Annotated in this window: 6 protein-coding genes; 4 read left to right on the top strand and 2 right to left on the bottom strand. The window is 54.3% G+C overall.

Going from position 1 to position 13,962, the window contains the following annotated elements:
• Window positions 1-292: 292 nt before the first annotated feature.
• Entirely contained in the window at window positions 293-1,135 is an 843-nt protein-coding gene (locus MHH82_RS01830; RefSeq protein ID WP_340962782.1) for a MurR/RpiR family transcriptional regulator, read from the bottom strand.
• Between the two features lie 197 nt (window positions 1,136-1,332).
• Here MHH82_RS01830 and MHH82_RS01825 point away from each other — a divergent pair, with 197 nt between their 5' ends.
• The 4 genes from MHH82_RS01825 to MHH82_RS01810 are packed head-to-tail and all read left to right on the top strand — an operon-like array spanning window position 1,333 to window position 5,772.
• On the top strand, window positions 1,333-2,223 hold the full coding sequence (locus MHH82_RS01825) for a cell division protein FtsQ (RefSeq protein WP_340962780.1): 891 nt from the start codon (window positions 1,333-1,335) through the stop codon (window positions 2,221-2,223).
• Window positions 2,216-4,174 carry an ABC transporter ATP-binding protein gene (locus MHH82_RS01820; protein WP_340962778.1) on the top strand — a complete coding sequence of 653 codons (1,959 nt, stop codon included), beginning with the start codon at window positions 2,216-2,218 and terminating at the stop codon, window positions 4,172-4,174. Before MHH82_RS01825 ends, MHH82_RS01820 begins: the two co-directional genes overlap by 8 nt.
• Window positions 4,149-4,958, top strand: a complete 810-nt coding sequence (locus MHH82_RS01815; protein ID WP_012818577.1) for an energy-coupling factor transporter transmembrane component T family protein — start codon at window positions 4,149-4,151, stop codon at window positions 4,956-4,958. Before MHH82_RS01820 ends, MHH82_RS01815 begins: the two co-directional genes overlap by 26 nt.
• A 37-nt stretch (window positions 4,959-4,995) precedes the next feature.
• Complete coding sequence (locus MHH82_RS01810) at window positions 4,996-5,772, top strand: PHP domain-containing protein (protein WP_340962775.1); 777 nt, start codon at window positions 4,996-4,998, stop codon at window positions 5,770-5,772.
• Window positions 5,773-5,969: 197 nt separating this feature from the next.
• On the opposite strand, the gene MHH82_RS01805 is transcribed toward MHH82_RS01810, so the two are convergent.
• Complete coding sequence (locus tag MHH82_RS01805) at window positions 5,970-13,553, bottom strand: pullulanase (protein ID WP_340962773.1); 7,584 nt, start codon at window positions 13,551-13,553, stop codon at window positions 5,970-5,972.
• Window positions 13,554-13,962: the final 409 nt, after the last annotated feature.

The raw sequence follows: 13,962 nt of genomic DNA, 5'->3' as shown, positions 1-13,962 counted from the left end.
CCAGGCAACCCTGCCGATATGTAATCCATTCATTTCTTTATCGGATTTTCACTTGGATAACATGATGCGGGCATGACCGTCCCGTGTTTAAGAAAGCCATGGCGAATACGCAGAGAACCGCAGCAAAAACAGAGGGGCCAAGCCGAGGCGAGCAAGTTCATAGAGGTAGGGCTACTATATCAAAATTACATAAATAATCCAATGGTTCTGCGACAAAAGACGCAAAAAAAGTCCTTCAGGGCGTGCCTGAACGACTTCTATTAGGGATGGCTGCCGGCGGAACTATAAACCTTCAAGCTTTGCCTCTGGGCAGCTTATCCGCATATCGGGTCCGCAACTCGCCCAAGTAATCCAGCTTGCGGAGCACCTTCTCTTTATTCAGCATGCCCATGCTCAGAATGAGCTGCTCGATCAGCAGCAATGGCGTCACCATGGAATGAAATTCGCCCATGTCCCCCCGGCTGACAAAAAAGGAGATCTGCGCCGGCGTTCCATACCGGAACTCCTCCCGGTCCGTGATCATGATCGCCGCATTCTGCACGCGGCTTACGCAGTCCAGGATAACCTCCGTTTCCGGGAGCATCCGGGTGAAGCTGAAGATCAGCACGACGTCTTCTCTTTCTACATGCGCGAGCGATTCCAGCAGTTCATGACCGCTGCCGGCCATGAATCGCACCGACATGCCAAACCGGGATAAACGGTACGATAACAGCTCGCCCAGCGAGAGGGACGGACCAGGCGCATGCACATACACGCGTCTTGCCGAAGCCATTAGACGGGCTGCCTCCTCCAGCTCGTCCGGGCGGTTCTTCTCCATCGTGTCTTGCAGATGATGCTTCGCCTGTTCCAGCATTTTCGCGGGCAGACTGGACGCGTCCAGCCGGGATATCGTTTTTTCCAGCTTTATGGCAGGCGTCGTATCCGAGGATTCCCGCAGCTTCAGCTTGAACGCCTTGGCATTCTCGTGCCCGACGGCACGCCAAAACCGGGAAACGGTCGCGATGCTTGTGCCAAGCCTGTCGGCGATTTCCTGCTCGGTCATGAACAGCATCTCCTCGGGATTACGTTCGATAAAATCGGCGATTTTGAGCTGGCTCGGCGACAGCCCGGATGTATCGGGAAACAGATTCTTCAATGATGCTGCACTCCTTCTGCATGAAATCATCGTGATTGAGCATGAGTTCATCATACGCTGTAATTGTTATGTAAATTTTATTTCATCATTATATTTTTGTAAAAAATATTACAATGCGTTGACATAGTGCTCCGTTCATTTTAATAATCGCCTCCTATACTGATAGCAAATCCCATTCCCAAGGAGGCTTCTCTCTAATGGCAAGCAATTCACGGGTCTATACCCTGACCTCTTCGCAGAAAATGATGATTTTCGTGCTGTCCATGTCGCTGTACGGCCTGTCCAACATGTTCACCGAGCTCATTCCCGCGTTTCGCCTGGGTCCGATCGAGCTTTCGGTCGAATATTTCGCGTTCATTCCCCTAACCCTCTGCATGCTGTTTCATCCTTTTTATGCTGCTGTGGGGGCTGCGCTCGGCGAAGTTATCTTCGGTGAACTGATGCTCGGGCAATTCGGCGGTCTCGGAGAGCTGGAGAAGTTTCTTACCTTTTCCTTCGCCATGTACGTTGCCGGCCGTCTGGTCAAAAACCCCCTCAGCCGCGCTCAGGTCGGCATCGCCGCCATATCGGGCGTCATCATCCACCAGCTGTGCAGCTCTCTGGTGGATATCGGCAAGGTCTGGATCGGCGTCGAGGAATTCGAAGCCGTGCCCGGGCTTGCACAAAGCGTGGTCCTTGTCGAAGGCATCGGTTTCCTGAACGATGTGCTGTTCTCCGGCATTCTGTTCGCTCTTCTGCCTACATTATATCTGGTTCCTAGGTTGTATGGAAAAATCGAGCCGCTGCTCGGCATCAAACCCCGCCAGAAGCTTACCCAATACGAAGCCGCAGGCATCGTCTCGCCCAAGCTGGTCCTGGCCGGAATCGTTTTGGCCCTGATTGCCTTCGGGGCGGAATCCCTTTCGGAAACGGACTGGAACCTCGGCGAGTGGGACAGCGGTTTTGCAGACCGGTTCGGCATCGGCGCGATCTGGATCAGCATTGCTGCAGCCGCTATCGTTGCTATTGCGGTACTGACGTTCATGCGGGCCAGAAGAAACCGCGGCCTTCAGGAAGAGAAAATGCCGGAGAACCCGCCTTATGCCTAAACCGTTGGTTCATGACCATCCGGCCATCCGAATCGCAGGCGTCACCTTTGCCTATCCCGGTTCGGAGCAGCCTGTGCTGAAGGAAGCTTCCCTTCATATTCGCCGCGGCAGCTTTACGGCGATCATCGGAGGGAACGGCTGCGGCAAATCCACGCTCTGCAAGCTGTTCAACGGATTGATTCCCCACTATTATTCAGGCGATTTCACCGGTACCGTCGAAATCTGCGGGGTTTCCGCCGAGAATCGGACAGTCTCCGAGCTATCGCGCATGGTGGGGTATGTCTATCAGGATTTTGATAACCAGTTAGTCCGCCCCACCGTCATGGATGAAGCCCATTTCGCTCCGCTCAATTACGGGCTCCCGGACTACCGGGCCATGGGCGCCAGGGCACTCGATATGTGCGGGTTAACCCATCTGAAGGACCGCTATATATGGGAACTGAGCGGGGGGCAGAAGCATCTGCTCGCCTTGGCGGGAGCCCTCTCGCTGGAACCGGACATTCTCGTGGTGGATGAGCCGGTATCCCAGCTCGATCCCCAGCACGCCAGGCAAGTGTATGATGTGCTCCGCCAATTGAATCAGGTCCATGGAAAGACCGTTATCGTGATTGAGCATCATGCGGAGTTTATTGCCGACTACTGCGAGGAAGTGTGCCTGATGGAGCAGGGGAAGGTGCTGTGGCAGCGCCCGGTCATTGAAGCGCTGAACAGCCTTGAAGATCTGGAGCGGCTGGGCATCCAGCCGCCCCAGGTGACCAAAGCCGCGGTACAGCTGTCTGCGATTCTGCTGAATGGCGGCATGGCCTCCGGCAGTCCGCAGGACGGGCACTCGATAACGGACGTCTCCGGCTCTCATGCTATGGGATTGTCCGGATTTCAGCTGAAGCAGCCTTACCCTATTACGGCTGAGGAAGCAGAAGTCTATTTTGGAGAGCTTCTGCACAGGCACGGGGATACCCTGTCGCTGCTTGATCATCGACCAACCGACGCAAGAGCTGACGATGCTTCACTTGCTGACACAACCGCGAAGGACCCAGATTCCGACCAGCACCGCATCCAGCAGGGCGATGAATCAGAACGGCAAGGGGAGCATGGCGCGCTGGTGGAGTTCCACCATACCGTACTTCGCTACCGAACGATTCATAAAACGGAGCACGAGGTTCTTCGAGGCATAGATCTTCGCCTGTATGAAGGCGAACGCATCGCGCTTGTCGGCAACAACGGCGCGGGCAAATCGTCGCTTCTGAAGCTGATCGCCGGCATCGCCAAGCCTTCCGGCGGCTCTGTCTTATTCCTAGGCAGGAATACAAAGGATGTATCGATGGAGCAAATATCCGCTAACGTGGCTTACGTCTTCCAGAATCCCGAAGATATGTTCATTGAAGACAATGTGTATAGAGAAGTGGCCTACGGCTTGAAGAGCCGCCGTCACCCGGAAGCTGAGGATAGGGTTGATCGCATGCTGACCCATTTCCGGCTTCAGCCTCTCCAGGAACGGGATGCCCGTCTCCTCAGCGGTGGTCAGCAGCGCCGCGTATCCCTGGCTATTGGAGCTGCCATGATGCCCCAACTGATTCTGCTGGATGAGCCGACGGCCAATCTGGACATGTCCACTCGCGAAGAGCTTTTGGATACGCTGCAGGAGCTGGAGGACCATGTCCGTACCGTTGTCATCGCCACCCATGATATGCAGCTGGTTCACGAATGGGCGACCAGAGTGATCGTCTTGAATCAAGGCGTCGTGGCCGGCGACGGCACCGTCTCCGAGATTTTCGCCGATTCGGAGCTTATTTCCCGGGCCGGGCTCGCACCGACCCAGATGATGGATTTATCTATAAGGCTGGGCGTCGTGCCCGCGACCAGCTCGCCGGACGAGTTTGCCCGCCATATATACGGCATTCTGAGCGGAAAGGAGATTCACTGCCATGCAGCTAGTCCGCAACTGGTTTAACAAGATTTCGATTGAACGGATTCAACTCGAGTTGATGAATACCGCCTACGGGAGCGGCCATGCCGCCCTTTCCCGGCTCGATCCCCGATGCATGCTGATCTGGTACCTGTTCTTTGCTATAGCGCCCTGGTTTATTTCAAACATTACCGTGCTGGCCGGATTGTTTCTCATGATGGTGGTCACCACCATTCTGTCGCGGGTTACGCCGTTTATTATCGTCATACTATGCTTGGGCCTGATCGGCCAGGTCGGCTGGCTGTTTGTGCTGTCCCTCTTTTTCGGCGGGGACGTCGGCTCGGCGCTTCCGCTGCTGAAACTCACCTTAAAGCTGTCGGTTGTATCCCTTGCGAGCATTACGGTGTTCTCCGGCATGGATCCCGAGAAAATCAGCGACGGCCTGCTTGCGCTCGGCATGCCTGCCGCCTTCTCGTTCAGCTTGTCGTACGGCTATCGGATACTCCCCGTATTGTTCGAAGAATTTCGCCATGTGCTGCTCTCTTACCGGCTTCGGGGAAAAGCGCCGGAGCATCCCGGTTTTCTCTACTGGCGGCTCGCAGCCTATTACATGAAGTTGCTGATGCTATCCTTTTTCCCTTTGATGCTGGCGACCGCCAAACGTTCCCGCACGACGGTAGAAGCGCTGGAGACCCGCGGGTTCTCCTACGGCATGAAGAATCCGGCTGCCAAGAAGCTGAAGCTGTCCCACCTGACCCTGTCGGCGCGGGATGCGGTGTTCCTGACCGGAACGGCAGCATATACCGCATTATTGTTCTGGTTCGGCTGACCTTAAAATTACTGACTTTGACAAGGAGTGTTCGAATATGAAAATTGATCTCCATACCCACGCCAAATTGTCCAAAGCGTCCGATTTCTCTAAAAATTATTATGAGGAGATGATCCGGGAGGCGCTGGACAACGGACTTGATGCGCTCGCTTTGACCGAGCATTTTAACACGCGCCATTTTGACGAGGTGTACCGGCAGCTTGACAGCATGTTTCCCTATAATGGCGAATACTACGATGCAGGCGGATTGAAGATCTTTCCGGGGATGGAAGTGGACATCCGGGAAACCGGCCACATTCTGCTGATCGGCCGGAAGGAGTTCATTCTGGAAACCCGCCGTCGCCTGGACGGATATACGGAGAAGGGCTCCTTCATCCCTTTCGATGATCTGATGGACTTGGCCGAAGGCTTCCCGCTGCTCAAGATCGGAGCCCATCCGTTCCGGGAGAGCACGCCGCTCCGCCATCTCACGCGCAGCCAGTTGAGCCGCCTGGACGCCTTTGATCTCAATGCCAAGGATATGTACCAATACGGCAGCGAAGCCAATCAAGATCAGGTTCAACGTTTCGCCGCCGATCTCGGCAAACCTGTTACGGCGGGAAGCGATACGCATCAATGCCTCCAATTCGGAAGCGTCTATAACGAGCTGCAAATGCCTTGCGAATCCGCTGCCGAGCTCAAGGATGCCATTATGCAAGGCGCTTACCAGATTCATGTCTCGGACAGCCTGCCTATTAAGGTCAAAGCATCCGCCATGCTGAAAAAGCTCATGAAGGAGATCATCCGGCTCCAAACCCCCTCAGCCGTCATCTAGTGAAACTTGAATCTACGCCAAAGTTCAGGTTGGAACCCCGACTGTATGGACGAAAAAGGAGCCTGGTCATGTATCCATGTCCAGGCTCCTTGCGTTTCCGAGAGATTGCTATAATGCGACTCGACACCATGTCATTCCCGCCCGAATCGTCTCTCTAACCCCATTCCAGCGTTGCACGAATCGGCGGATGGTCGGAATTACTGCAGTCGTTCCAACAGATTCAGCATGGCTTGTGCGCTTTCCGCACGGGTGGTCTTGGTTTGAGGCGTAAACATGCCATTGGCATGCCCCTTCATCAAGCCAAGGGCCAAGGCTTCATTCACTTCTTGGAGTGCCCATGAAGAAATTTGCTGCTTATCTTTCAGTTCCGGTGCTTCCTCTAAAGAAGAAGCGTCTCCCTTGGTCTGATAAGCACGATAAAGCATCACAGCCAGCTCCTCGCGGGTGATGGACGCGTTCGGCGCGAACGTCTCCTTGCCTCTGCCGTTCACCAGCCCGTGCTGGGAAGCCGCCGCAACCGCGGAAGCATACCATGCATCGCCGTCCACATCCGTGAAGGTCGTGTCTTGCGTGCTTTTAAGGCCCAGGGCACGAACGAGCATCGCGGCGAACTGCGCGCGCGTCAGCGGCTGATGCGGACTGAATTTCGTATCGCTGGTGCCATTCACAATATGCTTGGCTGTCAACTCTTTTACCGCTTGCTCCGCCCAATGGCCGGTAAGGTCGGCAAACGATTTGTCGTATTCCAGCACGGCATAGCAGCTCAATTGACTGACTTCAGCCGTCAGCTGCCCGTTTACCGGCTTGCCGCCGGCATATTTCAATTGTCCCAATTCCGAAATGCCGTAGATGCCGGCCAGCTCGCCGTGAATGGCGCTGTCGACGGGAAAAGCAATCGTTACAGGTGCTATGAAATGCTCCAGCTTATATGCCTTGCCGTCTTTCGTACGGACGTTAAGATCTAATTCGTACATCTTGCTGCCCTGCTTCAGTTTAGCCTTCCCGGCAGCAGCTGCTTTGGCTACGAGAGAGGCGGCTGTCTGCGTTCCAACCTCCTTCAGCTTAAACGAGATGACCGCATCCTTAGCCTGCTCGGCCGGTACGAGCTGGCGCAGCGCTTTGAGCAGCGCGGACGTAAGCTGTACCATCACGCCGTCCTGCTTCAGCTCCAGCGGCTTCGCCCCCAGAATATCCCCTGCCGTCAGCGGCAGGAGAACTTCGATATCCTCGGCACCGAGCTGAATCGTTACTTTCTCTTGCCCGCCGCGCAGCGATTCTTCGTTAACGATCCGCTGACCCTGATTTGGCTTCGTTCCCGGATCGGTAGGCGGATTGCCGCCTGCTCCTCCGCTTCCGTTTCCATTGCCGGGGTTGCTGCCGTTGCCGCCGCCTTCAGCTGGCACTGCAGCCAGAATGACGGTACCGCCATCCGACATGGCAGGGAGCGTTAGCGTGACTTTCTGATCGGCCGTTACGTTATACACGCTGCCGCCGTACAAGTCCTTCGCCTTGCTGCCCGCCTTAAACGGCACAGGCAGGACGACTTCTTTCGGTTCGTTCTTCACATGAATCGCGGTAACGATATGCTCTCCGTTATACTGCTTGTCGAATGCGATATAACCATCCGCATTCGAAGCCGCAATGGATGCGCGCGTTCCTTTTGAAAATACTTTCGAGTTTGCCGCTCGAATGTTCAAGAGCTTCTGGTAATGCGTGAGCAGCTTCTTCTCGGCCTCCAGTTGGTCCCATGGCATATCGCCGCGGTTCTCGGAAAATTCGCCGTTTTCCATTTTACCGGCATTCTTACCGGAGCGCCCAAGCTCTTCGCCATAATAGATGACCGGCTGGCCTTTGGATGTAATTTGCAGCGCTGCGGCCGCCATCAGCTTTGCCTTGTCGCCATCCACGTAGTGGGACAGGAAGCCATCCTCGTCATGACTGCTTAGGAATTGCCCCATCATTCGGGTGTTATCCAGCTTCGATTCGCGGTCAGCCAGGTAGGCCTCAACCGATTCCACGCTGCCGTTCACGAATTCCTTGGCCTTTCCTTTGAAACCGAAGTCCAGCAAGCTGTCCATCTGTCCGCTCTGAAGCGTTCCGCCATCGCTGTCAACCGTTGCTCCGAAATATTCGCCAATCATTTTGAAGCTCGGATCGAGGTGGGTCAGCGCATTTTTGAACGCCTTCCATGTCGTTTCATCCACGTGCTTCACCGTATCCACGCGGAAGTAATCGATCGTGTCCCCGCGGTCGGTTTTGGCACGCTCCAGCCAGCTTGCCTGCCAATCGATGATCTGCTGGCGAACAGCCGGATTCTCCGTTATGAAATCAGGAAGCCCCGCTAATTCACCTTTGATCGGGTCCGTATCGGCCGACAGACCGTCTGTACGAAGCATACCTTTAAACCGGTCCTTATCTTCCTGCGTGATACCGGGCGCACTGTCTCCCGGCTTCAGGCCATATCCCGTATGGTTGACCACGACGTCCACCATAATTTTGATGCCCCGGTCATGCGCCTTATCGATAAGCTCCTTAAAAGTATCCAGATCGCCCAAATGTTCATCGATCTTCGTAAAATCTTTGGCCCAATAGCCGTGATACGCATATTGCTTGCCGCCGAAGCCTGCACCCTGATTGAAATCGATGTTATCCACAATCGGCGTGATCCACAGCGTGTTCACGCCCAGATCCTCGATGTAATCGAGTTTATCGATCAGTCCTCTGAAATCCCCGCCATGATAGGCTTCCGGGTGATCCTTGTCAACATTCGCATTGTTGGAGGCATCCCCATCCATGAAACGGTCGGTCAGCACAAAATAAATGCGCGCCTCGTCCCAATCGAAATCGAGTTTGCCGCCTGCGATTCTTGGCTTCACCGTTACCGCGGCTCCGCCGGTATGCCTATTGCCGTATTGGTCGACTAGCGTGATTCCAATTTTCTTGCTGCCGGCCGTGACCGTATCCTTTACGGCAATGCTGTGCTCAAGCAGCTCTGTATCAACCTTCGCTCGGGCTGGTCCTCCCAGTTCCGTCAGGTCGACGAACGCTTCCTTGTAAGCAACGGGCTCCGAAGAGGTTACATTCAATTTTAGCACCGCATTTTCATCATAAGAGATGGAACCAGGGGTTACCTTCGCCCCGATGGTCACGGTCGGATCGCGGTAAACCACCTGCGACTTTCCGTTCACCGTGTTTTTCGGGTCGGTGACTTCCTTCGTGGTTCCGTTATGATTGACGATAAACGTGTAATCATACGTTCCGGGAGCAACGCCCTTAAGCGTATAACTGAACCATTCCTTGTCAGGAACATAGGCCATCGTTTCCAGCTTCCCGTTAATCTTCACTTTCACGTCAGAGATGCTATCCATCCGGCCGTCCCTGAACAATTGATCGTCCCGGTAATGGAACGTAATGTTACCGCCTTCAAGCGTCGGCCCCGCAATGCTCGGCAAAATCTCCAGCTCATGCACCATGCTGGTCACATTCACTTTCGTGAAGGCCTCGCCTGGCTGAAGCGGAATGATTCGGTCATCCGGGATATCCTGCTTGGCCGTATCCCAATTCGTTCCTTTGCGCAGAACGAAACCAACGCCTGTTGTTTCGGGTGCCACCTCAATCTTTACGGTAGCCACGCCATTCTCTATCTTTTCAAAGTCGATCTGATCGTTCTTTACCCCCGTATTCCAAACCCACAAATTCCAATCCGCATAATCCTGATCCGGCCGAATGTAGTTAAGCTGCACATACCGTTTATTGTCCACTTCATCGGCTGTAACGGTTACGGTAATCTCTTTCTGGAACCCCCGATAGGAAACGGTTATGACCGCCGTTCCTTCCGCGACTCCCTTCACCACGCCTGCGGCCGTTACCGAAGCAACCTGCGGGTTGCTGGATGCATAGGTTGCTTGTTTCGTTACGGCTCGTTTGCTGCCGTCCTCGTATTCAGCGTATACCGCGGTTTGATGCGTCTTACCGGTCTGCAAAGAGTAACTTCCTTGATCTACCGATATCGCGCGGAGTACGGACGCCGCGGCGTCCGTCTTGATCACAACGGCCGTCAGAGGCTCAAGCGTGATCGAGCCGGAGGTTAACGTGAAGCCGGACTTCGCTTTGACGCCGGTCGTGCCGGCTTCATCGTTATCGACCACCACCGTGCCGGAGCTCAGATCTTCGCTTAGCGTAAGCGTTCTCGACTGGTTATCCGCATTAACGAACACATAATAATGGCCGGTTCCGTCCGTCGCTTTATTCTTATATGCAATGACCAGATCCTGCGCCTTTACTTCGGGAATCTGCAGCAGCGTTACGTTCGAATTCACCATCGACTGATCGCCGAGACGGAAAGCGTCGGACGATTTTCTTAACTCGATCAGTCCGGCCGTATATTCCCGCGTCTTGTTATTCTCCGGATATTTGGCTTCATCCGTCGCTTTCTCCCAATCGAACATGTTGATGGCATCGGAGGAGTCGTAGGAATCATGGATGAAATAACCGAAGCGGTTTCCTGCCTCGTCCTCTAATTCATGGTATTTCTGCTCGGGAACCCCTGGGCCCAGCCATTGCTTGGTCCGCCCGTACTCCTGTCCTGCATGGAGGAAAGCCGTTCCTTGCGAGGTCAAGGTGAGCAGGTTGCCCAGGCGAATGCGCTTATGGATCTCCAGATCATTCGCTGCAATCGACGGGTCCTTCTTGATGGACTGCGCAATGATGTCGTATAGCGGCAAATTGTCATGGGCTTCAATGTATTGAACCATGTCACCCGGATCATCTTCCTTCGTGTTGCTCGGCTGCGCCTTGATATTGTTGAAAATGGTTTGGATGTCGCGCGCGCCGCCCGTAATGAATCGCGGCTCGCCTTCGTTGCCGAAGCCGGATTTCAGCTCGTTGCGGAACTCGTCGGAGAAAACGCCGACGTCGTCCGTTTTATCCATCCAATTCTGGTCCGCGCCCTTGCCTGCCAGGGAGGGATCCGATAGATGACCGCCGAACGTGACCCAGCCCTCGCCGATGAACAGCGCTTTCGGGTTGATGGCTGCAGCGGCATCATAGGCTTTCTGCACGGCCTCATAGGTGGCGTCGCCCATCATGTCCCAGCGCATGCCGTCGATTTTGTATTCGTCGAACCAGTATTTCACCGAATCCACCATCAGCTTCTCGGCCATCTTGTGGTTGGTCGCCAGATTGTTGCCGAAGCCGCCGATGAAATTGCCGTTGGCATCCTGGAATGCATAATAGTTCGGCACAATATCATTCAAGAAATCCGCCTTGGCCATATGGGTGTAGACCACGTCCAATACGACGCCCATGTCGGCCTCGTGAATGGCGTTGATCATCGCCTTCAATTCTTTGATGCGAAGCTCGGGATCCGTTGGATCCTCGGAGTAAGCTCCGTCAGGGGAGAAATAGCTGTGCGGGTCATACCCCCAGTTGTACTCATTGTCTTTGGCCGAATAATCCAGCTCCCTGTTCTTCATGGCCGCTTCGTCACCGTAATACCAAGCCATCACGGGCAGCAGCTGAACATGGGTGACGCCCAGGGACTTGATGTATTCGAGCTTCTCTTTGAACGCGTCGTAGGATCCCCAAGTCGTGTTATGCAGGTCATTCTCAATCGTCGGATCCGACGTGAAATCCCGGACGTGAATCTCCCAGATGATGGCGTCTTCCCGCTGCTCGTAGCCCGGAATGTCCGCAAAATCCAAGCCGGCGGGGTCCGTTTGACTCAAATCGACGATCGCGGCTTTGCCGACGATATCGCCGTCCGGTCCAACTTCGCCCTTGGTATTCACTCTGAATTGCGCCATGGATTTGGCATATGGATCCAGCACGGTTTTCGTCACGCCGTTGTTGGTCACTTCATATTGATAGAAATATCCTCTAAAATCTTGGATGCCGAGGTCTCCCGGCTTCAACCGAACCGACCATACCCCTTTATCACCCTTTTGGAGGGCGACATTGCCGATAAACTGCGTGGCATCATCCTTGCTGTACACCTTTGCGGTGACTTCGGTCGCCGTCGGTGCCCACAGTTTAAGCTCGGCTCCTCCAGCCTGATAAGTCGCCCCGAGGTCATCGCCGTCGTAAGCGTACATCTCATCCAGCATTCTCCAGCCGGTGGAGGCGGATACGGTTTTTCCGGCGTAAGTTACGCTTAGCGGTATCTGATCCAGCTGAAATGATGCCGCTACTTCGATGGTCGTGTTTCCGGTAATCTTCACGTTTTGAATGGCAACCGGATGGCCGTCCTTATTCTTAATCTGCAGCTCATTCTTCAGCGTATCCGCTTCCAAACCATCGGTCATGGTAAATCCGAGCTGGAGCTTTCCGGGAGCCAATACCTCGGCCGAGACCAACCCGGTAGGCACTTCCCCATACGGAGATGTGTAGACGGTGTTGTCGCCTTCTTGAATGAACAAATGCTGGTATCGGTCTACCAGGGTGAAGCCTTTGTCGCCTCCGTCTTTGCCGGCGTCTCCTTTGGCCGGATCCAGCACGAGGAAGTTAATCTTCTGGGCCCCCGGCTTCATTGGAATGTCTACATAAGCGCCATATCGGTCGGTTTGGCCTGAAGGGAACATGGTAGCCCCCGTCGGCCAGTCTTTCGAAGGCGCAGCGACATCGTCGCCCCATAACCATAAACCGTACGGATCATAGTTCTGATCCTGACGTTGATAGTGGATGCGAACGGTATCCGCCGGCAGGTCAACAGGCTCAAAGCTGTATACCGTATCGGAGCCTTCCTTGAGCCAGACTTCGTTCATGTCCGGCGAGGCTAGGGTGAATTTCTTGTCGCCGCCGTCTTTATTGCCGCTGATGCGATCGACAACGACGATGCCGACTTTTTGCGCGCCGTCCTTGAGCGGTATGTCGACGAAGGCCCCGTAGGCGTCCTGCTGCCCGCCAGGGAATGGCGTTGCGCCTGCCGGCCAATTGGCGGACGGAGATGCGACGTCATCGAATATCCACAGTCCGACGCTCCCGTAATTCGCGTCAGCCCGGTTGTAATGGACGCGCAGATGGTTAGCCGGCACCGGCGTTCCCGGATCGGCGGGTACCGTGAAATGAGCGGCAACGCCGTGATTGGCCGCATCGTAGCTGAACGTAACCTTAACATCCTGCGGCAGCTGAAGGGCCTCCCGATTAGCGGGGTGAACCGGACTTGCCGCATCGCTGCCCAAAGCGATTTGGTACTCATGATCCCCTTCGTACACGTCGGCCGTCACCGTGTATACATGGTCATAATCGGAATCCTGCATGATTAATCTCGCATCCGCAGGCGACCAGTCGGCCGCTTCGCCGATGCCCGATTGGAAGCTGCCGATCACTCGGGGAAGCTTATCCGCCTCGATCGGAGCGTAGTATGTAGAATCCGCGATCCGGTGCGTCCCATGATTGTAATAAAAGGTAACCTGGGAATCTTGAGCGAGCTCTATGAGGATGTTGCCATCCTTGTTTGCTCCGCTCGGATTGGAATAATGGGCGGAGCCGTAATTCTCGTCCCACTTGCCGTCGATCGCGATCTTGTATTCGTACGATCCCGCGGGCAAGCTGCCGGTGAACCTGTATTCTCCGTTCCCCATATCGTTCATGGTTGTCGCGGCGGCAGCCGGATCCCAATCCCCGCTATGGCCTAATTCGGATTGCAGAGTCCCTACCAGCGTAACCTGGCTTGGCGCGCTATTGGCATCGGCCGTTGATGGCGGAATGCCGAGCATGGAGAAAATCAGCGAAACAATCATGATGATGGACCACGTTCGTTTGCTTGAAACCGTCATTCTCATGAAACAAATAACCTCCTTCTGTTCTTGGATTAGGTACAGCTGGTACGATGTTGATGCCAATCATTGCGCAAACGCTTGCATAAACAGGTTTGAGCTTCCATCAAGTAAAGTACGACAATTACTGACAAGAGTTAGAGAATATGTTCGAAATATAGAATGAAACAAAAATAGATGAAAGCGATTACAATGGAAACGTTTGCATCATTTATTGTAGTATTGAGGCTCCTTCTCGTCAACCATATTTTGACCTGTTTTCATCATGAATTTTGCGGCTCAAGCGGGTTTTCTCCAGCAGCATCTAGCTCTAACAAATAAAGGGAATCAGTCATCCAGATGACCGATTCCCCTACTAAGGTTTACATGTATGGTATGGCCGTTGCCTGTAAATAGGGCTAATGGAATTGCTGAA

Source organism: Bacillus sp. FSL K6-6540 (assembly GCF_038007545.1).
Note: the sequence above shows the minus strand (reverse complement) of the source record. Positions and strands in the feature narration are given on the sequence as shown.

What these genes read in the sequence shown, in the direction of transcription:
- MHH82_RS01825 (WP_340962780.1), top strand. Translation starts at nt 1,333, where the DNA reads ATGGCAAGCAATTCACGGGTCTATACCCTGACCTCTTCGCAGAAAATG.
- MHH82_RS01820 (WP_340962778.1), top strand. Translation starts at nt 2,216, where the DNA reads ATGCCTAAACCGTTGGTTCATGACCATCCGGCCATCCGAATCGCAGGC.
- MHH82_RS01805 (WP_340962773.1), bottom strand. Translation starts at nt 13,553, where the DNA reads ATGAGAATGACGGTTTCAAGCAAACGAACGTGGTCCATCATCATGATT.
- MHH82_RS01810 (WP_340962775.1), top strand. Translation starts at nt 4,996, where the DNA reads ATGAAAATTGATCTCCATACCCACGCCAAATTGTCCAAAGCGTCCGAT.
- MHH82_RS01815 (WP_012818577.1), top strand. Translation starts at nt 4,149, where the DNA reads ATGCAGCTAGTCCGCAACTGGTTTAACAAGATTTCGATTGAACGGATT.